We start from the raw sequence: 20,930 nt of genomic DNA on the forward strand, positions 1-20,930 counted from the left end.
AGCTGATGGCTGTTAGCTGCTAGCTTTTGAGAAAGTAAAAAAAGCCAATAGCTAACAGCCATCAGCTAAAAAATCACCACTTAATCAGCGCCGAGGCCCAGGTAAAGCCCGAACCGAAGGCGGCCAGGCACAGCAGGTCGCCGCGCTGGATTTTGCCCTGCTCCACGGCCTCGCTCAGGGCCAGCGGGATGCTGGCGGCGGTGGTGTTGCCGTAGCGCTGGATGTTGCTGAACACCTTGTCGTCGGGCAGGCCCATTTTCTGCTGCACATACTGCGTGATGCGCAGGTTGGCCTGGTGCGGAATGAATAAATCGAGGTCGGTGGGCTGGTAGCCGTTCGCGTCCAGGGCCTCTTTGATGACCTGCGGGAAGCGCACCACGGCGTGCTTGAACACGTTCTGGCCGTTCATGTAGGGGTAGAGGTCGGCGGCGTTATCCAGCACGTGCGCCACGCGGCCTTCGTAGTTCGAGCTGGGCTCTTTCACGATCAATTCTTCGGCAAACTCGCCCTGCGAATGCAGGTGCGTGCTGAGGATGCCGGCCCCGTCGCGGGTGCTGGGCCGCAGCACCACGGCCCCCGCGCCGTCGCCGAAGATGACGGCCACGCCCCGGCCGTTGGGCGTTTTGTCGAGGCCCGAAGAGTGGATTTCCGAGCCCACCACCAGCACCGTGTCGTACATGCCGGTGCGCACAAACTGGTCGGCCACCGACAGCGCGTAAATGAAGCCCGAGCACTGGTTGCGCACGTCGAGGGCCGCGCAGTTGTTGGTGATGCCCAGCTCGCGCTGGAGCAACACGCCCGAGCCGGGGAAGAAATAATCGGGCGAGAGCGTGGCAAACACGATGAGCTGCACGTCGGCGGGCTGGAGGCCGGCCATGGCCAGGGCCCGGCGGGCGGCGCGGGCCCCCATGTTGGCCGTGGTGTCGGTGCCTTGCTCGAACCAGCGCCGCTCCTGGATGCCGGTGCGCTCCTGAATCCAGGCGTCGGAGGTGTTGAGCAGGGGCTCCAGCTCGGCGTTTTTCACCACCCGGCTGGGCACGTAGTGGCCGACGCCGGCAATTTCGGAATGACGCAAAGTAGCCATGCAGCAAGGGGAAGAGGGTGGGACAGAGGGGAAAAGAACGGGGAGCGGCCCGGTAAAAAGGGCCGCAAAGTTGGCAGCTTATTCAGGATAAATGCAGCAGGGCCAATAATTTTTTGCCCTCCGCGGCCCACCGCGCCCCGGCCGGGGGCCCCTGCGGGTAAAAAACGGGCCCCGTGGCCAGGCCCGCCAGCACGGCCGCCGCCGCCCCGGCCGGGTCAGCAAAATCGACGACCAGGCCCGCGCCGTGGGCCCGCACCGACGCCGCCCACCGCGGGTTGGGCGGCACCAGCAGCGGCAGGCCGAGGGCCAGGTACTCGAACAGCTTGGTGGGCTGGCATCGTTCCGAGCTGGGGTGGGGGCGGTAGGCCAGCAGGCCCAGGTGCGCCCGCCCGATGGCCGCCACCACGGCCGCGTGGGGCACGGGCCGGGCCCCGCCGGCCAGCGTCAGCCGGGCCGGGTGCGCCGCGGCCCGTTCCGTCAGCCATTGCAACAAGGCCGGCTGCTGGCAGAAGCCCACCACGGTTAGGTGGGCCCCGCCCGGCCGGGCCGCGTGCAGGGCCTCGGCCAGGGCCACCGCCTCGCGCACGCCGCTCAGTTCCGATAAGGTGCCCGAGAACAGCAATTGCAGCGGCTCGCCGGGGCCGGGCAGCGGGCGGGCAGCGGCGGGCGGCGTTTCGCCGGGGGCGGGCTGGTACTTGTTTTCGAGCACCACCACGGGGCCCGTGGCCCGCGCCAGAAACGGCAGCTCGGCGGCGTAGCTGGCCTCGGCCAGCACCAGGCCGGCGGCGCGGCGGGCGGCCCAGGCCTCCACGCGCCGCAGGGCCCCGGCCAGCGCCCGGCCCACCCAGGGCCCGTAGATGCGCTGGGTGCGGACGTTGAGGGCAAAATTCTCCTGGATGTCGTAGATAAAGCGCCGGCCGGCTCCCCGCCACTGCCACAGCAGCGTAAGGGGCAGCAGCTCCGGGGCGTGCACGATGACCAGTTCGGGCCGCAGGTGCCGCAGCAGCTGCCAGTAGCGCCCCTGGGCCCCCAAGCGGCTCAGCCCCAGCCGCGAACCCTGGAAAATGGCGTGGGAATGCAGCCGGCCCCCTGCCTCGGCCCCACCGGTCCCGGGGCCCCGGCCGGCCACGTGCACCTGCACGCCGGGGTGCTCCAGCAGCGTTTCGGCGAACTTGCCCCGCATCCGCGGCTCGTCCACGGGCTTGAGCACGGAGGCGAGCAGGACGACGAGGCGCGGATCGGCCACAGGGAATAGCAGTAGGAGCCCGCCGGGCGGCGGTGGCGGCCAAAGATGCTAGTTTTGCCCCGGATTCATTTTTCCCGCTTTCCCGTTTTTTATGTCCTTTGATTCCGCCGCCGCGCAAACCACGATAGAAGCCGCCTGGGCCGACCGCGCCCTGCTGCCCCACGCCGCCACGAAAGCCGCCATCGAGGCCGTCATCGAAGAGCTGGACAAGGGCCGCCTGCGCGTGGCCACGCCCCCGGCCGCCGACGGCGGCGAGTGGACCATCAACGAGTGGGTGAAGAAGGCCGTCATCCTCTACTTCCCCCTGCGCCAGATGAGCACCCAGGAAGTGGGCCCCTTCGAGTACCACGACAAAATGCGGCTCAAAACCGACTACGCCGGCCAGCAGGTGCGCGTGGTGCCGCCCGCCGTGGCCCGCTACGGCGCGTTTCTGGCCCCCGGCGTCATCCTCATGCCCAGCTACACCAACATCGGGGCCTACGTGGGCGAGGGCACGATGGTGGACACCTGGGCCACCGTGGGCAGCTGCGCCCAGGTGGGCAAGGGCGTGCACCTGAGCGGCGGCGTGGGCCTCGGTGGCGTGCTGGAGCCCGTGCAGGCGGCCCCCGTCATCATCGAAGACGGGGCCTTCATCGGCTCGCGCAGCATCCTGGTCGAAGGCTGCCGCATCGGCAAGGAAGCCGTGATTGGCGCGGGCGTCACCATCACCGGCAGCACCAAAATCATCGACGTGACCGGCCCCGAGCCCAAAGAATACAAAGGCTACGTGCCCCCGCGCTCGGTCGTCATCCCCGGCTCCATCCCCAAGCAGTTCCCCGCCGGCGAATACCAGGTACCCTGTGCCTTAATCATCGGCCAGCGCAAGCCCAGCACGGACTTGAAAACGAGTCTGAACGATGCGCTACGGGACTTTGGGGTGAGCGTATAGATTAAGTACATGAAATTCAAAATAAGCTACCGAACCATCATTTGGAATGTGGTACTTATTGATTTATTAGTTGCCTTTGTGGCGCTAGTTTCTCATTTGGGTCACCATCCAATGTCGAACGGCGAAGAGCCTTACATTATGCTGATTATAGATGCGTTATTTTTCGTTTACTTAATAATTAGTCCGCCGCCTAAGTACATTCAGATAGATAAAAACCCCCAGGTATTGAGTTATTGCTTGTTATTTCGGTATCAGGCTGAAAATATAAATTATATCCGATTACGAAGCGAGTGGAAAATGCGCTATGGAGCACGAGGAAGCTCTTGGATGGAACTTGTTTGTTACGCTGATGAACAAATTATTTTCACTCTTACTTCCGGTATGACAGGTTGGACGAAGGCAGAATTGGATAAGATGCACCTTTACTTATCAAAGAAATAACAACAAAAAAGCCCGCTAACCAGCGGGCTTTTTTATTTGAAACGCAACGATAATTACGCCACGCCTTCCTTCAGCTTCTCCCCAAACAGCGCCTTCACCTTGTCCACTTTGGGCTTGGCTACGAACTGGCAGTAGGGCTCGTGGCCGTGCAGGTTGAAGTAGTTCTGGTGGTAGTTTTCGGCGGGGTAAAACTCCGGGGCGGCGGTGATTTCCGTTACGATGGGGTTCGGGAAGGCGTGGCCGTCGTTGAGCTTCTGCTTGTATTCCTCGGCGAGCTGCTTTTGCTCGTCGCTGAAGTAGTACACGGCCGAGCGGTACTGGGTGCCCACGTCGTTGCCCTGGCGGTTAAGGGTGGTCGGGTCGTGGGTTTTCCAGAAGATTTCGAGCAGCTCTTTGTAGCTGATGACGGCCGGGTCGAAGGCGATGTCAATCACCTCGTTGTGGCCGGTCAGGCCGCTGCACACTTCTTTGTAGGTGGGGTTTTTGTTGCGGCCCCCGGCATAGCCGGACACCACTTTTTCCACGCCCTTTAGGTTTTGGAAAACGGCCTCGACGCACCAAAAGCAGCCGGCCCCAAATAATGCATGTTCAGTCACGGGATTGCGAATTAAGTCAATGAAAAAACGGCCCCCGGCGAGTGCCGGAAGCCGCTGGTATAACGCGCAAAGCCGGGCCGTGGTTCGGCCGGGGCCTAGGGCCGGCGGAGCCGCTACTTGGCGAAGTACGGGGCCACCACCAGCTCCTTCGAGCCCGCGGTGTATTTATAGAAGCCTTCGCCCGATTTCGCGCCCAGGCGGCCGGCCATCACCATGTTCACCAGCAGGGGGCAGGGGGCGTACTTGGGGTTGCCCAGGCCCTCGTGCAGCACCCGCAGGATGGCCAGGCACACGTCGAGGCCGATGAAATCGGCCAGTTGCAGGGGGCCCATCGGGTGGGCCATGCCCAGCTTCATCACCGTGTCGATTTCCGCCACGCCGGCCACGCCCTCGAACAGGCTGATAATCGCCTCGTTAACCATCGGCATGAGGATGCGGTTGGCCACGAAGCCCGGGTAGTCGTTCACCGCGGTGGGCGTTTTGCCGAGCTGGCGGGCCAGGTCCATTACCCGGGCCGTGGTTTCGTCGGAGGTGGCGTAGCCGCGAATCACTTCCACGAGCTGCATCACGGGCACGGGGTTCATGAAGTGCATGCCAATCACCTGGGCCGGGCGCTGGGTGGCGGCCGCGATTCGGGTGATGGAGATGGACGACGTGTTGCTGGCCAGCAGGGCCCCGGCGGGCGCGTGCCGGTCCAGCTCGCGGAAAATCTGGAGCTTGAGGTCCACGTTTTCGGTGGCGGCTTCCACCACCAGCTCCGCGTCGGCCACGCCCTCGGCGATGGTGGTGCAGGGCCGGATGCGGCCCAGGGTGGCGGTTTTGTCGGCCTCGGCCAGGGTGCCCTTGGCCACCTGGCGGTCGAGGTTCCGGGCGATGGTGGCCAGGGCCCGGTCCAGGGCCGGGGCTTGCACGTCCACGAGGGCCACGGCAAAGCCGTGCTGCGCAAACACGTGGGCGATGCCGTTGCCCATGGTGCCGGAACCGATTACGGCGACGTTCATACTATAAAAAAAAGAGTGGTGGGAATGGGAATCCGCAAAGCTACGGGCGGCCCAACCGGCCGCTTCGAAAAATGTTTGGAATTATCCATATCTTTTTTAAAACCCTCGCCGTACAAAGCCCACAACACACTCTCACCTTTCCAAACAACTCTTTTCATCATGGGCAATCTCTTGTACATCATCGCCGTCATCTGCATCATCATCTGGGCCCTCGGCTTTTTTGGGGTAATGGGCACCGGCATTCAAAGCAACGGCCTCATCCACATTCTGCTGGTAATTGCCATCATCGCCGTCCTGTTCCGCGTCATCAGCGGCCGCAACGCGGTATAACTAAGGCGGAATCGTTTAAGTTGAATGCACAAAAAAGCCCCCCTGCTACGGCAGGAGGGCTTTTTTGTGCGTGGCCCGGGGCCCTACTTCCCGATGTTGAACAGGAAGTTGAACCGGATGACCGGGTTGGGGTAAATGCTGTTGTAGTCGTCCTGGAAGTTGTAGAGCAGCAGGATGTCGGCCGCCGCGCGGGGGCTGAAGTTCTGGCGGTAGCCGACGCCGGCCAGCGGCGTTTGCACCGTGCGCGACACCGTGCGGCCGGTCAGGTAGCCGTTGTTGTCCACCTCCAGCAGCTGGGCGCGGGTGCTCTCGTACTCGGCGTGGATGAAGAACTGGTCGATGACCCGGAATTGCCCGAACACCTTCACCCCGATGTTGTTGGCCCCGATGTGCGTGGTGGGGCCGTAGCCGTTGCCCCCGAAGCCGTAGTTGTTGTAGGCGTAGCTGAGGCCGGGGCCCACCGAGAGGCGGTCGGTGACGCGGTAGCCCAGCGCGGGCGAAATGCTGCCGCTAAACTGGCTGTAGCCGGCGTACGAGCTGTAGCCCAGGCCGAAGCCGCTGTAGATGAAGAACTTGGTGTTGGCCTGGGCGTGTTCCCGAGCTTGGCGGCGGGCCACCTCGCGGCCGGGCAGCTCCAGGCCCGAGGGGCTGGTGGAACTGGGCTCGTTGCTAACGGGGGGCTGGTACTGGCCCGGCGGTTGGTACTGGCCGGGCGCGGGCGCGGGGGCCGGAGTGGTAGCGGGGGCCGGCGCGGTGTACACCGGAATCTCGGGAGCGGTAGCCGGCTGGGTCGGCACGGGCGCCGGCGCCGGGGCGGGCGCGGGAATTACCACCGGGGGCGCCCCCAGCACGGGCTTGTCCTGGGCCTGGGCCCGGCCCACCGAAATCCCCAGCGCCAGCAGCGCGAACAACGAATACTTCATGAAGAAAAAATGAGGGGTAAAGCGCAGAAAAACTTGCTTATCAAGCCGGTAAACGCCTGTTTGACGGGTTTCGTGCCCGGTCGTTTAACGCAAAAGCTACGCCAGCTGGTACATTTTCTGGCGCTGGGTTTTCAGCGTGTCGTCGGCCAGGTATTCCTCGTAGTTCATGCGCCGGTCGAGGATGCCGTCGGGCGTCAGCTCGATGATGCGGTTGGCTACCGTGTCGATGAACTGCAGGTCGTGCGAGGCGAAGAGCATGGCCCCCGGGTAGTCGCGCAGGGCGTTGTTCAGGGCCTGGATGCTCTCCAGGTCCAGGTGGTTCGTGGGGTCGTCGAGCACCAGCACGTTGCCGCTTTCCAGCATCATCTTGCTCAGCATGCAGCGCACTTTCTCGCCCCCGCTCAGCACATTCGATTTCTTCTGCGATTCTTCGCCCGAAAACAGCATCCGGCCCAGCCAGCCGCGCACGAAGCTCTCGTCCTTTTCCACCGAATACTGCCGCAGCCAGTCCACCAGGTTCATTTCGCCCGACTGGAAAAAACCATTGTTTTCCTTGGGAAAGTAGCTGGGCGTGATGGTGGTGCCCCATTTGTACTCGCCAGTGGCCGCCTTGGCCTCGCCGAACAAAATATCAAACAGGAGGGAGGCGGCCCGGTCGTCGCGGCCCACGATGGCCACCTTGTCGCCCTTGTCGAGCGAGAAGCTCACGTTTTTAAACACATGCTTGCCGTCCACCTTGGCGCTCACATTCTCCACGCTCAGCAGCTGGTTGCCCGGCTCCCGCTCGCTCTTAAAGGCGATGTACGGGTAGCGGCGCGAGCTGGGCTTAATCTCCTCCAGCGTCAGCTTTTGCAGCAGCTTCTGGCGGCTCGTGGCCTGCTTGCTCTTGCTGGCGTTGGCCGAGAAGCGGCGCACGAACTCTTCCAGCTCCTTGCGCTTGTCCTCGGTTTTCTTGTTCACGTCCTGGCGCTGGCGCAGGGCCAGCTGGCTGCTCTCGTACCAGAAGGTGTAGTTGCCGGGGTACATCGTGATTTTGGAGAAGTCCAGGTCGGCCATGTAGTTGCACACGGCGTCGAGGAAGTGGCGGTCGTGGCTCACCACAATCACCGTGTTCTGGAAGCCGTCGAGGAAGTTTTCCAGCCACAGCACGCTCTCCGCGTCCAGGTTGTTGGTGGGCTCGTCGAGCAGCAGCACGTCGGGGTTGCCGAACAGGGCCTGGGCCAGCAGCACGCGCACTTTCTCGGAGGCCCCGAGGTCCGACATCAGGCTGTAGTGCTTGTCTTCGGTGATGCCCAGGCCGCTGAGCAGCTCGGCGGCTTCGTAGTCGGCGTTCCAGCCTTCCAGGTCGGCAAACTCGCCTTCGAGCACGGCGGCCCGCTCGCCGTCGGCGTCCGAAAAGTCGGCCTTGGCGTAGAGCGCGTCCTTCTCGCTCATCACCGCGTACAGGCGCTGGTGGCCCTGAATCACGGTGGGCAGCACCTGCTGGTCGTCGTAGGCAAACTGGTTTTGCTTGAGCACCGCTAGGCGCTGGCCGGCCGGCATTTCCACCGCACCGGTGTTGGGCTCCAGCTCGCCGGAGAGGATTTTAAGGAACGTGGACTTGCCTGCCCCGTTGGCCCCGATGAGGCCGTAGCAGTTGCCGGGCAGGAATTTAACGGTGACGTCTTCGAACAGCACGCGCTTGCCGTAGCGCAGGCTCACGTTGGAGGTGGAAATCATGTAACGAACGCAAAAAAATGAAGAAACAAGGCAAGGGGCCGCCGCGCCGGGCCCCAAATTTACGCACGGCGGGCCCGGCCCGAAAACCGCGCCTGCTGGCCCGTTCCCCAACCGCCGGGCCCCGCGAATGGTGCCCGGCCTTTTTTCCGGGGCCTGGAACCGAACATCCGGCCGGCAAAGGCAGTATAAACGGTCACTGTTCTCTCACCCTACCCGCTTCCTTGCTTATGGCCACGGCCCCACCCATTACCCAAAAAAGTACTTTTAGCATGGGCATATTCACCGGGGTCGTGCTCGTTGGGTACACCGCCGTGGCGGCACTGCTCGGTTTTTTTTACCGCATCGAAGCGGGCAGCATCGACCTGCTAATGCTGGTGGGCGGCACCACGTTGGCCATTGCCCGCCGCTTTAAGGACAACAAGGGCCAGTTAGGCTATTTCGAGGGCTTCAGTACGGGCATCGTCACGGCGCTGGTGGCCTCAGTAGTGCTGGGCCTGGGCTTCGTGGTGCTTTCCGTTGTTTTGCCGCAGGCAATGAACTTGACGCGGGTGCGCGACCTTTTCGGCTTCGACTTGTCGGTGGTGCTGGCTTTTCTGGCCATTATCCTGATGGGCTCCATGACGGGCGTTATCACCTCGCTCATCGCCATGCAGTACTTCAAGAAAGACGCGCCGGACCCCATGAAGAACGAGGATTAACGCCGCCCTGGCGTTGCATTTTTCAGTGATTTAGAGCCAGTTCTGTACGGAACTGGTTTTTTTTTGTATTATTGAATATATTTGTAAAAATCTATTAAAAAATGGAACGTATAAGGGCCATTCAGTAGTTTGCGGCGAGTAAGCTGTACCCAAGCTGGCTTATTGAGTATTGTATTTTTTAGAAAGACTATTTTTTATTAATCCGCTGCAATTTTCGCTTTTTGCGCTTCTTTTTCAACCAACGTCTTTATGAAAGCCAAGTTTTTCGCCCTCATCGTTTTGTTCGCCCTGGCCTACGTCCCTGCCCACGCGCAGTTTAAGGACCGCACCACCATCGAGCGCCCCGTGCAAAACGGCCCGGTGTTCAGCGCGGAAGCCGCTGACCTTACCCGCCAAATGTCGAACCGCCTGCACCTCAACGAGGGGCAGTACGTGAAGCTGTACGCCATCAACCGCACCCGCGTGGCCCAGCTGGGCGAAATCAACACGTACTTCAAAGCCGACGATACCGGCCGCACCGCCCGCCTCGCCGAACTGGACGCCCAGTACGAGCAGGAGTGCAGCCGCATCCTGTCGGCTTCGCAGCTCAGCCAGCTCCACCAGGAGCAGGGCGCACCCAACCTGCCCGCCGACACGGGGAACGGCCGCGGCTAAAAAAGCCCGTGATTCATTTATTTCAAAAAGGCCCACCAACTACTTGGTGGGCCTTTTTTGGGTTAGCCATTCGTCCGGCAGCAGGCGTTGAGCGTGCGGGCGCGCACCCCGCCAACACCGCGTCGCCATTGGGCCGTTACTGCCCGGCCCCGGGGGCCGCCGGGTCGGCCAGGATGTCGGTGACGGTGCCCAGCGGGCCGAAATGCAGGCGCAGGCACGGGGCCGCCGAGCGGCGGTGGCCGGGCTGGCACTGGGGGCCCGGCACGAGGTAGTAGATGTACACTTTCTCGGTGCCTTCGCGCAATTCTTCCTCGTCGGGGTGGCCGAGCAGGGCGGTGATGTCGTCGGCGCGGGTAAGGTAGAGCCGGTCGCGGGCCTTGAGCAGGGCGGGGAGCAGCGCGGCGCGGCGGCCCTGGCAGCCGTAGGCGTCGGCCCGCCAGGCCGCGGGCACAAAGCCCGGCAGGGGCGGAATGGCGTGGCCGCAGCTTCCCAGGGACAGCAGCGCCGCCGCGGCCACGGGGCCCGGCCGGCGCAGCGCCCGGCAAAAATTCAGAGACAAGGGCAAGAAAGGCATGGCGAAGCAAGGGTGAACACGGCCGCAAAGGTGGCCCCGGCCCGCCGAAATTCGCCCCGCGCCCCCCGGGGCCATAACCCCGGTGCTACCGGTGCGTTAGAGGAGCTTTGGCGGCGGAGTTCGTCGCTGGTTGTTCACCCTTCATTTCCCTTGGCCATGCGCCTCAATTTACGCTTCATTATCGGCCTCATTGTGGCCGCCGTCACCCTGATTAGCTATTACTTTAACACGTCTACCAACGAGGTAACCGGCGAAAAACAACACGTGGGCAGCATGACGCCCGACCAGGAAATAGCCCTGGGTGTGCAAGCGGCCCCCAGCATGGAGCAGCAATACGGCGGCGAAAGCACCAACGCGCAGGCCACCCAAGCAGTGCAGCAGGTGGGCCAAAATATCATCAGCCACACCAAGGCCGGCCAAACGCCCTACAAGTTTCAGTTTCACTTGCTGGCCGACGACCAGACCATTAACGCCTTTGCGCTGCCCGGCGGGCAGGTGTTCATCACCCAGGGCCTGCTGAAAAACCTGACCTCGGAAGGCCAGCTGGCCGGCGTGCTGGCCCACGAAATCGGGCACGTGGTGGCCCGCCACTCGGCCCAGCAGGTGGCCAAGTCCAACCTCACGCAAGGCCTGGCCGGGGCCGCCACCATCGCCAGCTACGACCCCAACAACCCCGGCCGCTCGGTGGCCAGCGCGGCCGTGGCCGCCGCCATCGTGAAGGTGGTGAGCCTGAACTTCAGCCGCGCCGACGAACTACAGGCCGACGAGCTGGCCACGGAGTTCACGCCCAAAGCCGGCTACGACCCCCGCGCTATGGTTAAGGTGATGGAAATGCTCGACAGCAAGGGCGGCAGCGGCGGCCAGCCCGAGTTCCTCAGCACCCACCCCAACCCCGGCAACCGCATCGGCCACTTGCAGCAGGAAATTGCCCAGGAATTCCCGCAGGGGGTGCCGGCAGGACTGAAACAGTAGTCTGAACCGCAGATTACGTGGATTTAACGGATAAGAACGGATTTCTGATGCCTTCAATTAGGCGGTAAGTGGGTAGTCCAAGACCTCAATTTCCACCAGTACGGCAATAAAACCAAATTAAAAAGGCCACTCGATGAGTGGCCTTTTTGGTTGCAAGTAAGCGGCTTTAGAAATCCGTTCTTATCCGTTAAATCCACTTAATCTGCGGTCTAGAAATTAGGCGGAATCAGCTCCTTGAAGTGGCCGTTCAGGCGCACGCGCTCCTTTAGGCGCTCGGTTTCGAGTACTACGGGCAGGGTGCGGTCGAGGTGCTCGCGCACCAGGTGCTGGCGCTCGGTTTCGCTGGTGGTGGCCAGGAGCTGGTATTCCTGCTCGGTGCTGAAGCCCACGTGGTGGGCGATGTCGAAGATGCGGTAGTCGGGGGCCAGCTCAAGGAGCAGCTTTTTCAGGCCCAGGGCCTCGTAGAGCTGGCGCACCTGGGCAGTGATGATTTGGCGCAGCAGCGGGTCGGATTCCTCGTCCTGCACGATTTCCTCGATTTGGCCGGCGGCGTAGAGCTTGCCCGGGGCCTGCCGCTCAAACTTGCGCAGCCGGAACACGCCCACGGCGCGGCTGCGGATGTCCAGCTCGCCGTTGGCGTACGATTTCTCCACATTTACCAAGCGCATCTCGGTGCCCAGCTCGCTGAGCTGGTTGTCGAGGAACGGCGGGATGCCGAAGGAAATGTCGTTTTCCAGGCAGTCGCGCACCAGCTGGCGGTAGCGGGGCTCGAAGATGTGCAGGTTGAGCTTTTCGCCCGGGAAGACGACGAGGTTGAGGGGGAAGAGTGGAATGAAGCGCATAAAACGAAAGTAAGCCAGGGCGGCGGGGGCGGTGCCCAATGATACGCCAGCCCGGCGACAACGCCGCACCGCCGCGCTTTGTTCGGCCCCGGGGCCCTATACCAGCTGCCGCAGCGCCATCTCGAACGAGCGTTGGGCCAGGCCGGTGGGCGCGGCGCTCTGCCGGTGGGTGCGGGCCAGGGCCGCTTCGATGACGCGCGACACGTCCTGGAAAATAGCCTGGTCGGTAATTTCGGCCCCGGTTTCCATCAGGTAGGCAAACACGCGGGCCATGCCGCAGTTGGCGATGAAGTCGGGGATGACGGCGCAGTGCGCGTCGGCCCACTCGCCGGTGGGCCCGAAAAAGATGGCCGGGTCGGCAAACGGCACGTTGGCCCCGCACGAAATTACTTCCAGGCCGCTGGCCACCAGGGCCCCTACCTGCGCCTGCGTGACGAGCCGCGAGGCGGCGGCGGGCACAAAAATCTCGGCCCCGGCTGCCCAGATTTGCCGGTTCACTTCCTCAAACGAGAGCATATCGGGCGCGTGCAGCGCGTTGCCGTCGCGGCCCAGAAACAGGGCCCTGACCTCTTCCAGCGGCAGCCCGGCGGGCCGCAGCAGGCCCCCGGCCCGGTCGATAATGCCCACGATGCGGGCCCCCTGGCTGGCCAGGTAGTAAGCCGCCGCCGCGCCCACGTTGCCCCAACCCTGGATGATGACGCGCTTGCCGGCCACCGCCGCGCCGGGCCACAGGGCGTAGTAGTGGCGCACGGCCTCGGCCACGCCGTAGCCGGTGATGAGGTCGGCCACGGTGTACTTGCGGGCCAGGCTGGGCGAGTAGGCCGCGTCCTCCAGCACCTTTACGACGCCCTGGCGGAGCTGGCCGAGCTTCTGAATTTTCTGGGGCTCGGTGGCGCGGTAGTGGCCGTTCACCACGCCCTCCTGCGGGTGCCAGAGGCCGTAGTCTTCGGTGAGGGGGATGACTTCGTGGATTTCGTCCACGTTCAGGTCGCCGCCGGTGCCGTAGTAAGCTTTTAGTAAGGGAATTACGGCCTTGTACCAGCGCTCCAGCACGCCGCGCTTGCGGGGGTCCTGGGGGTCGAAGTTGATGCCCGACTTGGCCCCGCCGATGGCGGGCCCCGACACGGTGAATTTCACTTCCATCGTCTTGGCCAGGCTCTCCACTTCGCGCTGGTCCAGGCCCTTGCGCATGCGGGTGCCGCCGCCGGCCGCCCCGCCCCGGAGCGAGTTAATCACCACCCAGCCCTCGGCTTCGGTTTCGGGGTCCTGCCATTCAAAAACGATTTCGGGGCGCTTCTGCTCGAATTGAGCGAGTAATTCTTTCATGAGTGACTTTAAATTCGTCATGCTGAGCGCAGCCGAAGCATCTCTCCCGCGTAGCTAATTATGATTATTGCCGCGGGAGAGATGCTTCGGCTGCGCTCAGCATGACCGTTTTTCAATTAAATAAGCGGTTCCAGCCACGATTTGTAGTAGGCGCCGTCGTCCAGGGCCATGGCGGCTTCGGTCAGCATCAGGGGCCGGAAGGTGTCAATCATCACGGCCCACTCGTCGGTGCCGGTTTTGCCGATGCTGCGCTCGTAGGCCCCCGGCGCGGGGCCGTGCGGAATGCCGCCGGGGTGCAGCGTGAGGTGGCCCGGCGCGATGTTGTTGCGCGACATAAAGTCGCCGTCCACGTAGTAAATTAGCTCGTCGGAGTCGATGTTGGAGTGGTGGTAGGGCGCGGGAATGGCCTGCGGGTGGTAATCGAACAGCCGCGGCACGAACGAGCAGACCACGAACGCCTTCGTCTCAAACTGCTGGTGCACGGGCGGCGGCTGGTGCACCTTGCCGGTAATGGGCTGGAAATCACGGATATTAATTCCGTAGGGGTAATTATACCCGTCCCAGCCCACCACATCAAACGGGTGCGACGGGTACAGCAGCTCGTGTAGCACGCCCTGCTTCTTGATCTTAATGATAAAGTCGCCCAGCTCGTCGTGCGTTTCCAGCTCGGTGGGCAGCTTGTAATCGCGCTCCGAATAGGGCGCGTGCTCCAGCAGCTGGCCGAAGTGGTTGCGGTAGCGCTTGGGTGTATAAATGGGGTGGAACGACTCGGTAATTAATAGCCGGTTGTCCTCCGAATCAAATGCAATTTGATAAATAATTCCGCGCGGAATTAATAGATAGTCGCCGGGCTCGAAACGGATGTTGCCCAGCTGTGTGCGCAGCGTGCCGGGGCCCCGGTGAATAAATAGCAGCTCGTCGGCGTCGGCGTTTTTATAGAAATATTCCGTCAGCGAGTGGCGCGGCGCGGCCAGCGAAATGTGCACGTCGCCGTTCACCAGCACCGGCGTCCGGGCCCCTAAATAATCGTCCTGCGGCGCTACCTGGAACCCCTTGATCAAGCGCGCTTTAATGTTCTTTTCCACCGCAATTTTCGGAGTTAAATCCGTCTCGCCCAGCACTTCTTTCACCATCGTGGGCCGGCGCAGGTGATACATCAGCGACGATGTGCCCTCGAAGCCGATGGTGCCGAATAGCTGCTCGTAGTACAGCCCGCCCCCAGGCTTCTCAAATACCGTGTGGCGCGTGTGCGGCAGTTGGCCAAGCTTGTGGTAAATGGGCATCTGGGTGGGTGGGAAAAGATTATTGTTCAACGGGGCGCCTCACACCCCGGCCCCCTCTCCGTGGGAGAGGGGGAGCCGAACGATTTGCGAATGAAATCAGTCAAAAACTTCCTTACACCCCCCCCTCTCCCACGGAGAGGGGCCGGGGGGTTAGGCGCCCCGTTGGACGATTAGTGCCTATAAATTGCCCCGGCGGTCCTGCTCGCGCTCCAGGCTCTCGAACAGGGCCTTGAAGTTGCCGGCGCCGAAGCTTTTGGCGCCTTTGCGCTGGATGATTTCGAAGAACACCGTGGGGCGGTCTTCCACCGGCTTTGTGAAGATTTGCAATAAATAGCCTTCCTCGTCGCGGTCGGCCATGATGCGCAGGTGGCGCAGGGCCTCCACGTCCTCGTCGATTTGGCCGACGTGGGCGCGCAGGTTGTCGTAGTAGCTGTCGGGGGTGTTCAGGAACTCCACGCCGCGGCTTTTCAATTCGCGCACCGTGCCGATGATGTCGTCGGTGGCCACGGCGATGTGTTGCACGCCCTCGCCCTCGTAGAAATTCAGGTATTCCTCAATCTGCGACTTCTTTTTGCCCTCGGCGGGCTCGTTGATGGGGAACTTCACGTAGCCGTTGCCGGTGCTCATCACCTTGCTCATCAGGGCCGAGTATTCGGTCGTAATCTGCTTGTCGTCAAAGCTTAGGATGTTGGCGAAACCCATCACGTCCTCGTACCACTTCACGGTTTCGTTCATGCGGTTCCAGCCCACGTTGCCCACGCAGTGGTCCACGTGCAGCAGGCCGGCGGGGGCGGGGTTGAAGCCCGATTCCTGGGCCACGTAGCCCGGCATGAAGGCGCCGCGGTAGTTGCGGCGCTCCACGAAAAGGTGCACCGTTTCGCCGTAGGTGTAGATGCCGGCCGTGCGCACTTCGCCGTGGGCGTCGGTGAGGGTGCGGGGCTCCTGGTAGCTGCGGGCGCCGCGGCTCATGGTTTTCTCGTAGCTGGCGTAGGCATCGTCCACCCACAGGGCCAGGATTTTAACGCCGTCGCCGTGCTGGCGCACGTGCTCCGAAATTTCGTGGCCCGAGTGCATGGCCGTGGTCAGCACCAGCCGGATTTTGCCCTGCTGCACCACGTAGCTGGCGCGGTCGCGCACGCCCGTTTCGGGCCCCGCGTAGGCCACCGTCTGGAACCCAAAGGCCGCCTTGTAGTAGTAGGCCGCCTGCTTGGCGTTGCCCACGTAAAATTCGAGGTGGTCGGTGCCGAGCAGGGGCAGGAAATCGGCGGCGGCGCGCTGCTGAAGGGCTTGGGCTACTTGGGGTTCCATGGGGCGGGGGTGGGATAAAAAGGGCGGGATGGAGGCGGATCTACAGGTGATGTTCTGGCTTATTGGTATTAATTAGGCCGTCATGCTGAGCGAAACGAAGTGGAGCCGAAGCATCGCTATTGCTTCACTAATCAGAATTACTGACGCGGTAGATATGCTTCGGCTGCGCGGACGCCAGATGAGCATGACGGCCTTTTTGCAGGCACAATTCAACCGCCTTGAATAGACCAGCCGACTCGCAATACTAACGCCCGTTAGGGCCCCAAGTCCAATATCAGTTCCTTATGACGCCAATAAGAAATTCTTATCGAGCTTTGCGGACATGGAACTTCGCCAGCTGCGCTATTTCGCCGAGGTGGCCACTGCCCTGCACTACGGCCGGGCGGCCGAGCGGCTGTGCGTGTCGCAGCCGGCCCTGAGCCAGCAGATTCAGTTGCTGGAGCGCGAGCTGGGCGTCGAGCTGTTCGACCACCAGCAGCGCACCCGCCAGCGCAAAGTCGTGCTCACCGCGGCCGGCACCGCGTTTCTGGCCGATGCCCAGCGCCTGCTGCGCCTCAGCCGCGAGGCCATCGAAACGGTGCGCCGCGTGGGGGCCCCCCACAAAACCGTGGAGCTGGGCTACTACCAGCTGCTGCGCCCCGACCGCCTGGTGGGCATCGTGCAGCGCTTCGCCCAACACTTCCCCGACGTGCAGTTTCACCTCCACGAGCTGCCCACCTTCCGGGCCGTGCAGGAGGCGCTGCTGGCCGAAACCATCGACCTGGGCCTCACGCTGTTGCCGCTGCTGCACGACGAGCTGGCGGCCCGGCCCTTCGGCCAGGGCGGACTGGCCGTGGCCCTGCCCGCCGCCCACCCGCTGGCGGGGCTGGCCGAGGTGCCGCTGGGGGCCCTGGCGCACGAGAAATGGGTGGAAATCAGCCGCCCGTTGCACCCGGTGTACGACGAGATTGAGCACCTCTGCCAGCAGGCGGGCTTCAGCCGGCGCGGGGCCATCGTGCAGGAAGTGTCGTCGCTGGAGCTGCTCAGCAACCTCGTCAGCCTGGGCATTGGCATCGCCTTTGTGCCCTCGTTCTTCGATTTGGAGCGGGTGCCGGGCGTGGTGGCCCGGCCGCTGCGCGTGCCCGCCGGCGCGGCCGAAGTGGTGCTCACGCAGTGCGTGGCCTACCTGGCGGCCCGCCCGGGGCCCCTGCTGCAAGCCTTGGTGGCCCTGGTGTAGCCTGGACGCTGCGAGTCCGGGCGTTGGCCGGTAGCACGGTTGTAGCGCGGACTTTGTAGTCCGCGGCTCTGAACGGTCGATGCCCAATTACCGGCAGGACGAAGCGAGAGCCGCGGACTACAAAGTCCGCGCTGCACGCGCCGAGTCCGTTCAACTGAGCGGACTCGCAGCGTCCAGGCTACAGCTTGGCGGCGCGGTAAAGGTTATCGGCTGACTGCTCAATCTTCGCCCGCAGCGGCGCGGGATAGTTGGGTCTTTCCTGCAAAAAGCTGCGTACTGTGGCCGCCGCCGTGGGCGTGCGGTACCAGCGCAGCGTGGCCGCCAGCCAGGTTTGGGGGAAGAAAATATCGCCCGTGCGCTGCAATTCTTCTACTAAGGCCAGGCTTTGGGGCAAGTATTTTTCGGAAGCCGCCACCCGCAGCGGGTGGTGCAGGTAGGCGAGGGCGGCGGCCACCCAGGCTTCTTTTTCGCGGTTTTTAGCGTCGGATAAGCTGGCGAAAAAGGCGTCGCGCACCGCTACGTCGTCCGAGAGCGAGGGCAGCAGGTATTGCAGGCGCTGGCGGCGGTCGGGGTTTTGAATGCGGGCCAGCTGGGTTTGCAAAATCTGCGCGTAATCGGGGTAGGCGCGCACGGCCAGGGCGGCGGCCAGGTCGGTGTAGTCGTCTTCGGTGAGGACGACGCCGGCGGGCGGCTGCTTGGTTTGCCAGATTTCGTGGAGGCGGTCCTGGGCCCCGCGGCTGAGGGCCAGGCCGGCGTAGGCCTTGAGCAGCAGCTTCTTGAGGTTTGGGGGCCCCACTTGCTGCACGGCGGCCCACAGTTCGGGCTCCAGCGACGCGGCCAGGGCAGGGCGTTCGGCGGGCGGGGTGAAGCGCCAGAACAAGCTGGATACTTGGTCGAGCAGCAGGGCCAGGTTCAGCTCCTCGGGCTCGTGGGCCAGCAGGGGGCGCAGCAGGGCCAGCACCTGCGCCGGGGCCTCGGCCTGGCCCGCTAGTAGATTCTCGTTCAGGTTAATATAGGCCGCGGCGCGCATCAGTGGGCTGGCCAGGGCCCCCAGGTACGGGAGGCCCTGCGCGTCGATGGGGAAGCGCCCGTAGCCCAGGCCCGACGAGTTCAGCAGCACGTACTGCGGGGCAGGGCGGCCTTCAGCGGCGCGCAGGCGCAGGTGGGCCCCGGCCATGTCGGCGGGCAGCTCGTCCACGTGGTCGGCGTACACGAGGGCCACGGCGAAGGCCTGGGGCCAGGTGCGGGCGCTGCCATCCTCGCCTTTCTGGCTGAGGGTGAGGGACTTGATTTTGCCCCGGGCCGTGCGTAACTCGTAATCGAACACCGGCCGGCCGGGCTCGTTCACCCACACCCGGTTCCAGGCCTGGAGGTCGGCGGGGGTGCGGGCGTCGAGGATGGCGATGAGGTCGGGCCAGGTAGCGTTGCCGTAGGCGTAGCGCTTCAGGTACGCGCGCAGGCCGTCGCGGAAGGCGTCGGGGCCCATCAGCAGCTCCAGCTGGCGCATCATGATGGGCGCTTTGTGGTAGATGATGTTGCCGTAGAGTGAGCCCGCGGCTTGCAGGTTGTCAAGGGGTTGGCGGATGGGGTTGGCCCCGGCGGTGCGGTCTACGGCGTAGGCGGCGGGGTAGTGGTCGGTGACGAACTTGAGGTCGAAGTCGCCGTCGGGCTGGGTGACGGTGCTGATTTTGTCGGCCATGAAGTTGGCGAACACCTCCTTGGTCCACACGTCGTCGAACCAGCGCATGGTCACGAGGTCGCCGAACCACATGTGGGCCGTTTCGTGGGCCAGCAGGTTGGCGCGGCCGTTGAGCTGCTCGCGGGTGGCCCCGCCGTCCAGAAACAGCGACGCCGCCTTGTAGTCAATCGTGCCCGGGTGCTCCATGCCGCCGTACTGGAAATCGGGGATGCCCACAAAATCGAACTTCTGGAACGGGTACGGCCGCTGCGTGTAGTCCTGCAAAAACTTCAGGGCCCTCGCCTGAATGTCAAAGATGGGCCCCAGGCTACGGCCGAGCTTGGCGGTGTCGGTTTCGCGGTAATAAAAGTGCATTGGCCGCCCGTCGGCCTGCCGTTCGAGGTGCCGAAACCTGCCCGCCGCGAAGGCAAACAGGTAGGTGCTGAGGGTATCGGACGGCGCAAAGCGGTACGTTTTGGTGCCGCCCGGGGCCCGGGCCGAATCGGCCAGGGGCCCGTTGGCCACGGCTTGCCAGGCGGCGGGCACCGTGAGGGTGAGGGCAAACGTGGCTTTCACATCGGGCTGGTCGAAGCACGGAAACACGGTGCGGGCGCGGTCGGGCACGAGCAGCGTGTAGGCAAATTCGGGGTTGCGGTTCAGCGAGCGGCTGCCGGCCGTGAAGTCCAGTGCCACCGCGTTGGGCCCCCGGCGCAGGTAGCGCGGCGCAATGAGCACGTGCTCGCGCCGCTGCACCGGCGCCACCGTTTGGCCGTTTACTGCTAAATGGTGCACTGCCCCAGCGGGGGCTTTAAAGTCGAGCAACAGTGAATCGGTAGGCGCCTTGCGCAGCTCGAAGCGCACGGTTTCGATGCCCACCACGGGCTGCGTAGGGGCCCCGGGCAGCACAAGGTCCAAGGTGTAAGCCACGCGGCGCAGGGCCTGGGCCCGCTGCGCCGCCAGCGCCGCCGACACGCCGGTTTGCACGGGTACGGCCGGCGCGGCGCGGCGCTGGGCCAGGGCCCCCAGGGGCAATAGAAGGAAAGCGCAGGAGCGGAAGAGCGTCATGAGGCAAAGCTCGCGGCAAAATGCGCATCCAGCCAAGCGGCTGGTTCTACAGGATGGACTCGACCCAGGCGGCCGGCTTTTTCGCCGGCTGCCCGGTAATCATCAGGCCAGCCAGGATGCAGAAGCCCGGGGCCCCAGATGCTCCCGGCCCGGTAATCGTTGCACCGGTTGGCAGCCGCTGCCCGGGGCCCCAAACGCCTTTGTCCCGCCGCAACGATTAGCGGGCAGCCGGCGAAAAGCCGGCAGCCCGCGCCCTGGACGTACTTTTGCCCGCATGCCGCCCGTTTCCTCCGCCCGCCAGAAATCCGTGTATTACCTCCGCCAGGCCACCCGGCTGGCTTTGCAAGTGGGGGCGGCGCTGTTTCTGGCGTCGGTGGCGTGGGTGCTGGTGTACCGCTGGGTGGCCCCGCCGGCTACCTGGCTCATGCTCGACCGCCGGGCCCACGCACCGGTGGGCCTGGGCTACTACGGCATCCAGGGGGAGGGCGCGCGCCACATCCGCTACCGCTTCCGCACCCTCGACGAGGTAGCGCCCACGGTGCCCCTGGCCCTGGTAGCGGCGGAGGACCAGCGCTTTCTCATCCACCACGGCTTCGACGTGGACGCCCTGGTGCACGCCGCCAAGCGCAACTGGAACGGCGACGGCAAGCACATCGTGGGCGGCAGCACCATCTCGCAGCAGGTGGCCAAAAACGTGTTCCTCTGGCAGGGCCGCAGCTATGTGCGCAAGGCCGCCGAGGCCTACTTCACGGTGCTCATCGAAACGCTGTGGAGCAAGCGCCGCATCATGGAAATGTACCTGAGCGTGGCCGAAATGGGCGACTGCACCTTCGGCGTGGAAGCCGCCAGCGAGCGGTACTTCCACAAATCGGCCGACCGCCTCACGGCCCCCGAAGCCGCCCTGCTGGCCGGCGTGCTGCCCAACCCGCTCCGCTTCCGCGCCTCCGACCCCGGCCCCGTGGCCCGCGCCAAGCAACTAAGGGTGCTGCGCAACATGCACCGCCTGGGCGGCACCGCCTACGTAGCGGAGATTACCGGGGAGTGAG

At 63.8% G+C, this 20,930-nt stretch carries 20 protein-coding genes; 8 read left to right on the top strand and 12 right to left on the bottom strand.

Annotation, left to right across the window (positions count from 1 at the left end; all coding sequences use genetic code 11):
• Positions 1-73: 73 nt before the first annotated feature.
• Positions 74-1,084, bottom strand: coding sequence for a 3-oxoacyl-ACP synthase III family protein (locus HNP98_RS02960; RefSeq protein WP_217425626.1), 1,011 nt, complete (start codon positions 1,082-1,084; stop codon positions 74-76).
• A gap of 82 nt (positions 1,085-1,166) precedes the next feature.
• Positions 1,167-2,330 carry a glycosyltransferase gene (locus HNP98_RS02965; RefSeq protein WP_173808558.1) on the bottom strand — a complete coding sequence of 388 codons (1,164 nt, stop codon included), beginning with the start codon at positions 2,328-2,330 and terminating at the stop codon, positions 1,167-1,169.
• 91 nt (positions 2,331-2,421) lie between these two features.
• Between HNP98_RS02965 and HNP98_RS02970 the strand changes: the two genes are divergently transcribed.
• The gene (locus tag HNP98_RS02970) at positions 2,422-3,258 is read left to right on the top strand and encodes a 2,3,4,5-tetrahydropyridine-2,6-dicarboxylate N-succinyltransferase (protein WP_173808559.1); all 837 of its coding nucleotides are present in this window, start codon (positions 2,422-2,424) and stop codon (positions 3,256-3,258) included.
• Between the two features lie 9 nt (positions 3,259-3,267).
• Positions 3,268-3,699 (top strand): hypothetical protein, encoded by a 432-nt coding sequence (locus tag HNP98_RS02975; RefSeq protein WP_173808560.1) that lies wholly within the window; start codon positions 3,268-3,270, stop codon positions 3,697-3,699.
• Positions 3,700-3,752: 53 nt separating this feature from the next.
• On the opposite strand, the gene msrA is transcribed toward HNP98_RS02975, so the two are convergent.
• Both msrA and HNP98_RS02985 read right to left on the bottom strand, forming a co-directional pair.
• On the bottom strand, positions 3,753-4,295 hold the full coding sequence (gene msrA / locus HNP98_RS02980; RefSeq protein ID WP_317171029.1) for a peptide-methionine (S)-S-oxide reductase MsrA: 543 nt from the start codon (positions 4,293-4,295) through the stop codon (positions 3,753-3,755).
• Between the two features lie 113 nt (positions 4,296-4,408).
• Complete coding sequence (locus tag HNP98_RS02985) at positions 4,409-5,296, bottom strand: 3-hydroxyacyl-CoA dehydrogenase family protein (protein ID WP_173808561.1); 888 nt, start codon at positions 5,294-5,296, stop codon at positions 4,409-4,411.
• A 159-nt stretch (positions 5,297-5,455) separates the two neighbouring features.
• Between HNP98_RS02985 and HNP98_RS02990 the strand changes: the two genes are divergently transcribed.
• Positions 5,456-5,626: a lmo0937 family membrane protein gene (locus tag HNP98_RS02990; RefSeq protein WP_173808562.1), complete on the top strand. Its 171-nt coding sequence runs from the start codon at positions 5,456-5,458 to the stop codon at positions 5,624-5,626.
• An 83-nt stretch (positions 5,627-5,709) separates the two neighbouring features.
• On the opposite strand, the gene HNP98_RS02995 is transcribed toward HNP98_RS02990, so the two are convergent.
• Together HNP98_RS02995 and HNP98_RS03000 are read right to left on the bottom strand one after the other, a co-directional pair.
• A complete protein-coding gene (locus tag HNP98_RS02995) occupies positions 5,710-6,549 on the bottom strand; it encodes a hypothetical protein (RefSeq protein WP_173808563.1) in 840 nt (279 codons plus the stop codon).
• A 96-nt stretch (positions 6,550-6,645) separates the two neighbouring features.
• Positions 6,646-8,268 carry an ABC-F family ATP-binding cassette domain-containing protein gene (locus HNP98_RS03000; RefSeq protein WP_173808564.1) on the bottom strand — a complete coding sequence of 541 codons (1,623 nt, stop codon included), beginning with the start codon at positions 8,266-8,268 and terminating at the stop codon, positions 6,646-6,648.
• Between the two features lie 269 nt (positions 8,269-8,537).
• Here HNP98_RS03000 and HNP98_RS03005 point away from each other — a divergent pair, with 269 nt between their 5' ends.
• The gene (locus tag HNP98_RS03005) at positions 8,538-8,966 is read left to right on the top strand and encodes a cell division FtsX domain-containing protein (RefSeq protein WP_173808565.1); all 429 of its coding nucleotides are present in this window, start codon (positions 8,538-8,540) and stop codon (positions 8,964-8,966) included.
• A 249-nt stretch (positions 8,967-9,215) separates the two neighbouring features.
• A complete protein-coding gene (locus HNP98_RS03010; protein ID WP_173808566.1) occupies positions 9,216-9,620 on the top strand; it encodes a hypothetical protein in 405 nt (134 codons plus the stop codon).
• 136 nt (positions 9,621-9,756) lie between these two features.
• Here the strand turns inward: HNP98_RS03010 and HNP98_RS03015 are convergent, their stop codons facing one another.
• Positions 9,757-10,179: a hypothetical protein gene (locus HNP98_RS03015; RefSeq protein WP_173808567.1), complete on the bottom strand. Its 423-nt coding sequence runs from the start codon at positions 10,177-10,179 to the stop codon at positions 9,757-9,759.
• A gap of 171 nt (positions 10,180-10,350) precedes the next feature.
• Here HNP98_RS03015 and HNP98_RS03020 point away from each other — a divergent pair, with 171 nt between their 5' ends.
• Entirely contained in the window at positions 10,351-11,166 is an 816-nt protein-coding gene (locus tag HNP98_RS03020; protein WP_173808568.1) for a M48 family metallopeptidase, read from the top strand.
• A gap of 209 nt (positions 11,167-11,375) precedes the next feature.
• Here HNP98_RS03020 and HNP98_RS03025 read toward each other — a convergent pair whose 3' ends face one another.
• The 4 genes from HNP98_RS03025 to hppD form a co-directional block, all read right to left on the bottom strand.
• Positions 11,376-12,008 (bottom strand): LON peptidase substrate-binding domain-containing protein, encoded by a 633-nt coding sequence (locus HNP98_RS03025; protein ID WP_173808569.1) that lies wholly within the window; start codon positions 12,006-12,008, stop codon positions 11,376-11,378.
• A 96-nt stretch (positions 12,009-12,104) separates the two neighbouring features.
• Positions 12,105-13,334 carry a Glu/Leu/Phe/Val dehydrogenase dimerization domain-containing protein gene (locus HNP98_RS03030; protein ID WP_173808570.1) on the bottom strand — a complete coding sequence of 410 codons (1,230 nt, stop codon included), beginning with the start codon at positions 13,332-13,334 and terminating at the stop codon, positions 12,105-12,107.
• A gap of 116 nt (positions 13,335-13,450) precedes the next feature.
• Positions 13,451-14,617 (bottom strand): homogentisate 1,2-dioxygenase, encoded by a 1,167-nt coding sequence (locus tag HNP98_RS03035; protein ID WP_173808571.1) that lies wholly within the window; start codon positions 14,615-14,617, stop codon positions 13,451-13,453.
• Positions 14,618-14,794: 177 nt separating this feature from the next.
• Complete coding sequence (hppD, locus tag HNP98_RS03040; protein ID WP_173808572.1) at positions 14,795-15,925, bottom strand: 4-hydroxyphenylpyruvate dioxygenase; 1,131 nt, start codon at positions 15,923-15,925, stop codon at positions 14,795-14,797.
• Between the two features lie 322 nt (positions 15,926-16,247).
• Here hppD and HNP98_RS03045 point away from each other — a divergent pair, with 322 nt between their 5' ends.
• Positions 16,248-17,141, top strand: coding sequence for a LysR substrate-binding domain-containing protein (locus HNP98_RS03045; RefSeq protein WP_173808573.1), 894 nt, complete (start codon positions 16,248-16,250; stop codon positions 17,139-17,141).
• Positions 17,142-17,319: 178 nt separating this feature from the next.
• Here HNP98_RS03045 and HNP98_RS03050 read toward each other — a convergent pair whose 3' ends face one another.
• Positions 17,320-19,884 carry a M1 family metallopeptidase gene (locus HNP98_RS03050; RefSeq protein WP_173808574.1) on the bottom strand — a complete coding sequence of 855 codons (2,565 nt, stop codon included), beginning with the start codon at positions 19,882-19,884 and terminating at the stop codon, positions 17,320-17,322.
• 274 nt (positions 19,885-20,158) lie between these two features.
• On the opposite strand from HNP98_RS03050, the gene mtgA reads away from it, so the two are divergent.
• A complete protein-coding gene (gene mtgA / locus HNP98_RS03055) occupies positions 20,159-20,929 on the top strand; it encodes a monofunctional biosynthetic peptidoglycan transglycosylase (protein WP_173808575.1) in 771 nt (256 codons plus the stop codon).
• The last annotated feature ends 1 nt before the right edge of the window (position 20,930 follow it).

It is taken from the genome of Hymenobacter caeli, from assembly GCF_013294115.1.
Taxonomy (GTDB): Bacteria; Bacteroidota; Bacteroidia; order Cytophagales; family Hymenobacteraceae; genus Hymenobacter; species Hymenobacter caeli.

Excerpts from the sequence above, each read along its gene's own strand:
- HNP98_RS02960 (WP_217425626.1), bottom strand. The coding sequence starts at position 1,084 with ATGGCTACTTTGCGTCATTCCGAAATTGCCGGCGTCGGCCACTACGTG.
- HNP98_RS02970 (WP_173808559.1), top strand. The coding sequence starts at position 2,422 with ATGTCCTTTGATTCCGCCGCCGCGCAAACCACGATAGAAGCCGCCTGG.
- HNP98_RS02975 (WP_173808560.1), top strand. The coding sequence starts at position 3,268 with ATGAAATTCAAAATAAGCTACCGAACCATCATTTGGAATGTGGTACTT.
- HNP98_RS02985 (WP_173808561.1), bottom strand. The coding sequence starts at position 5,296 with ATGAACGTCGCCGTAATCGGTTCCGGCACCATGGGCAACGGCATCGCC.
- HNP98_RS02990 (WP_173808562.1), top strand. The coding sequence starts at position 5,456 with ATGGGCAATCTCTTGTACATCATCGCCGTCATCTGCATCATCATCTGG.
- HNP98_RS02995 (WP_173808563.1), bottom strand. The coding sequence starts at position 6,549 with ATGAAGTATTCGTTGTTCGCGCTGCTGGCGCTGGGGATTTCGGTGGGC.
- HNP98_RS03000 (WP_173808564.1), bottom strand. The coding sequence starts at position 8,268 with ATGATTTCCACCTCCAACGTGAGCCTGCGCTACGGCAAGCGCGTGCTG.
- HNP98_RS03005 (WP_173808565.1), top strand. The coding sequence starts at position 8,538 with ATGGGCATATTCACCGGGGTCGTGCTCGTTGGGTACACCGCCGTGGCG.
- HNP98_RS03010 (WP_173808566.1), top strand. The coding sequence starts at position 9,216 with ATGAAAGCCAAGTTTTTCGCCCTCATCGTTTTGTTCGCCCTGGCCTAC.
- HNP98_RS03020 (WP_173808568.1), top strand. The coding sequence starts at position 10,351 with ATGCGCCTCAATTTACGCTTCATTATCGGCCTCATTGTGGCCGCCGTC.
- HNP98_RS03025 (WP_173808569.1), bottom strand. The coding sequence starts at position 12,008 with ATGCGCTTCATTCCACTCTTCCCCCTCAACCTCGTCGTCTTCCCGGGC.
- HNP98_RS03030 (WP_173808570.1), bottom strand. The coding sequence starts at position 13,334 with ATGAAAGAATTACTCGCTCAATTCGAGCAGAAGCGCCCCGAAATCGTT.
- HNP98_RS03035 (WP_173808571.1), bottom strand. The coding sequence starts at position 14,617 with ATGCCCATTTACCACAAGCTTGGCCAACTGCCGCACACGCGCCACACG.
- hppD (WP_173808572.1), bottom strand. The coding sequence starts at position 15,925 with ATGGAACCCCAAGTAGCCCAAGCCCTTCAGCAGCGCGCCGCCGCCGAT.
- HNP98_RS03045 (WP_173808573.1), top strand. The coding sequence starts at position 16,248 with ATGGAACTTCGCCAGCTGCGCTATTTCGCCGAGGTGGCCACTGCCCTG.
- HNP98_RS03050 (WP_173808574.1), bottom strand. The coding sequence starts at position 19,884 with ATGACGCTCTTCCGCTCCTGCGCTTTCCTTCTATTGCCCCTGGGGGCC.
- mtgA (WP_173808575.1), top strand. The coding sequence starts at position 20,159 with ATGCCGCCCGTTTCCTCCGCCCGCCAGAAATCCGTGTATTACCTCCGC.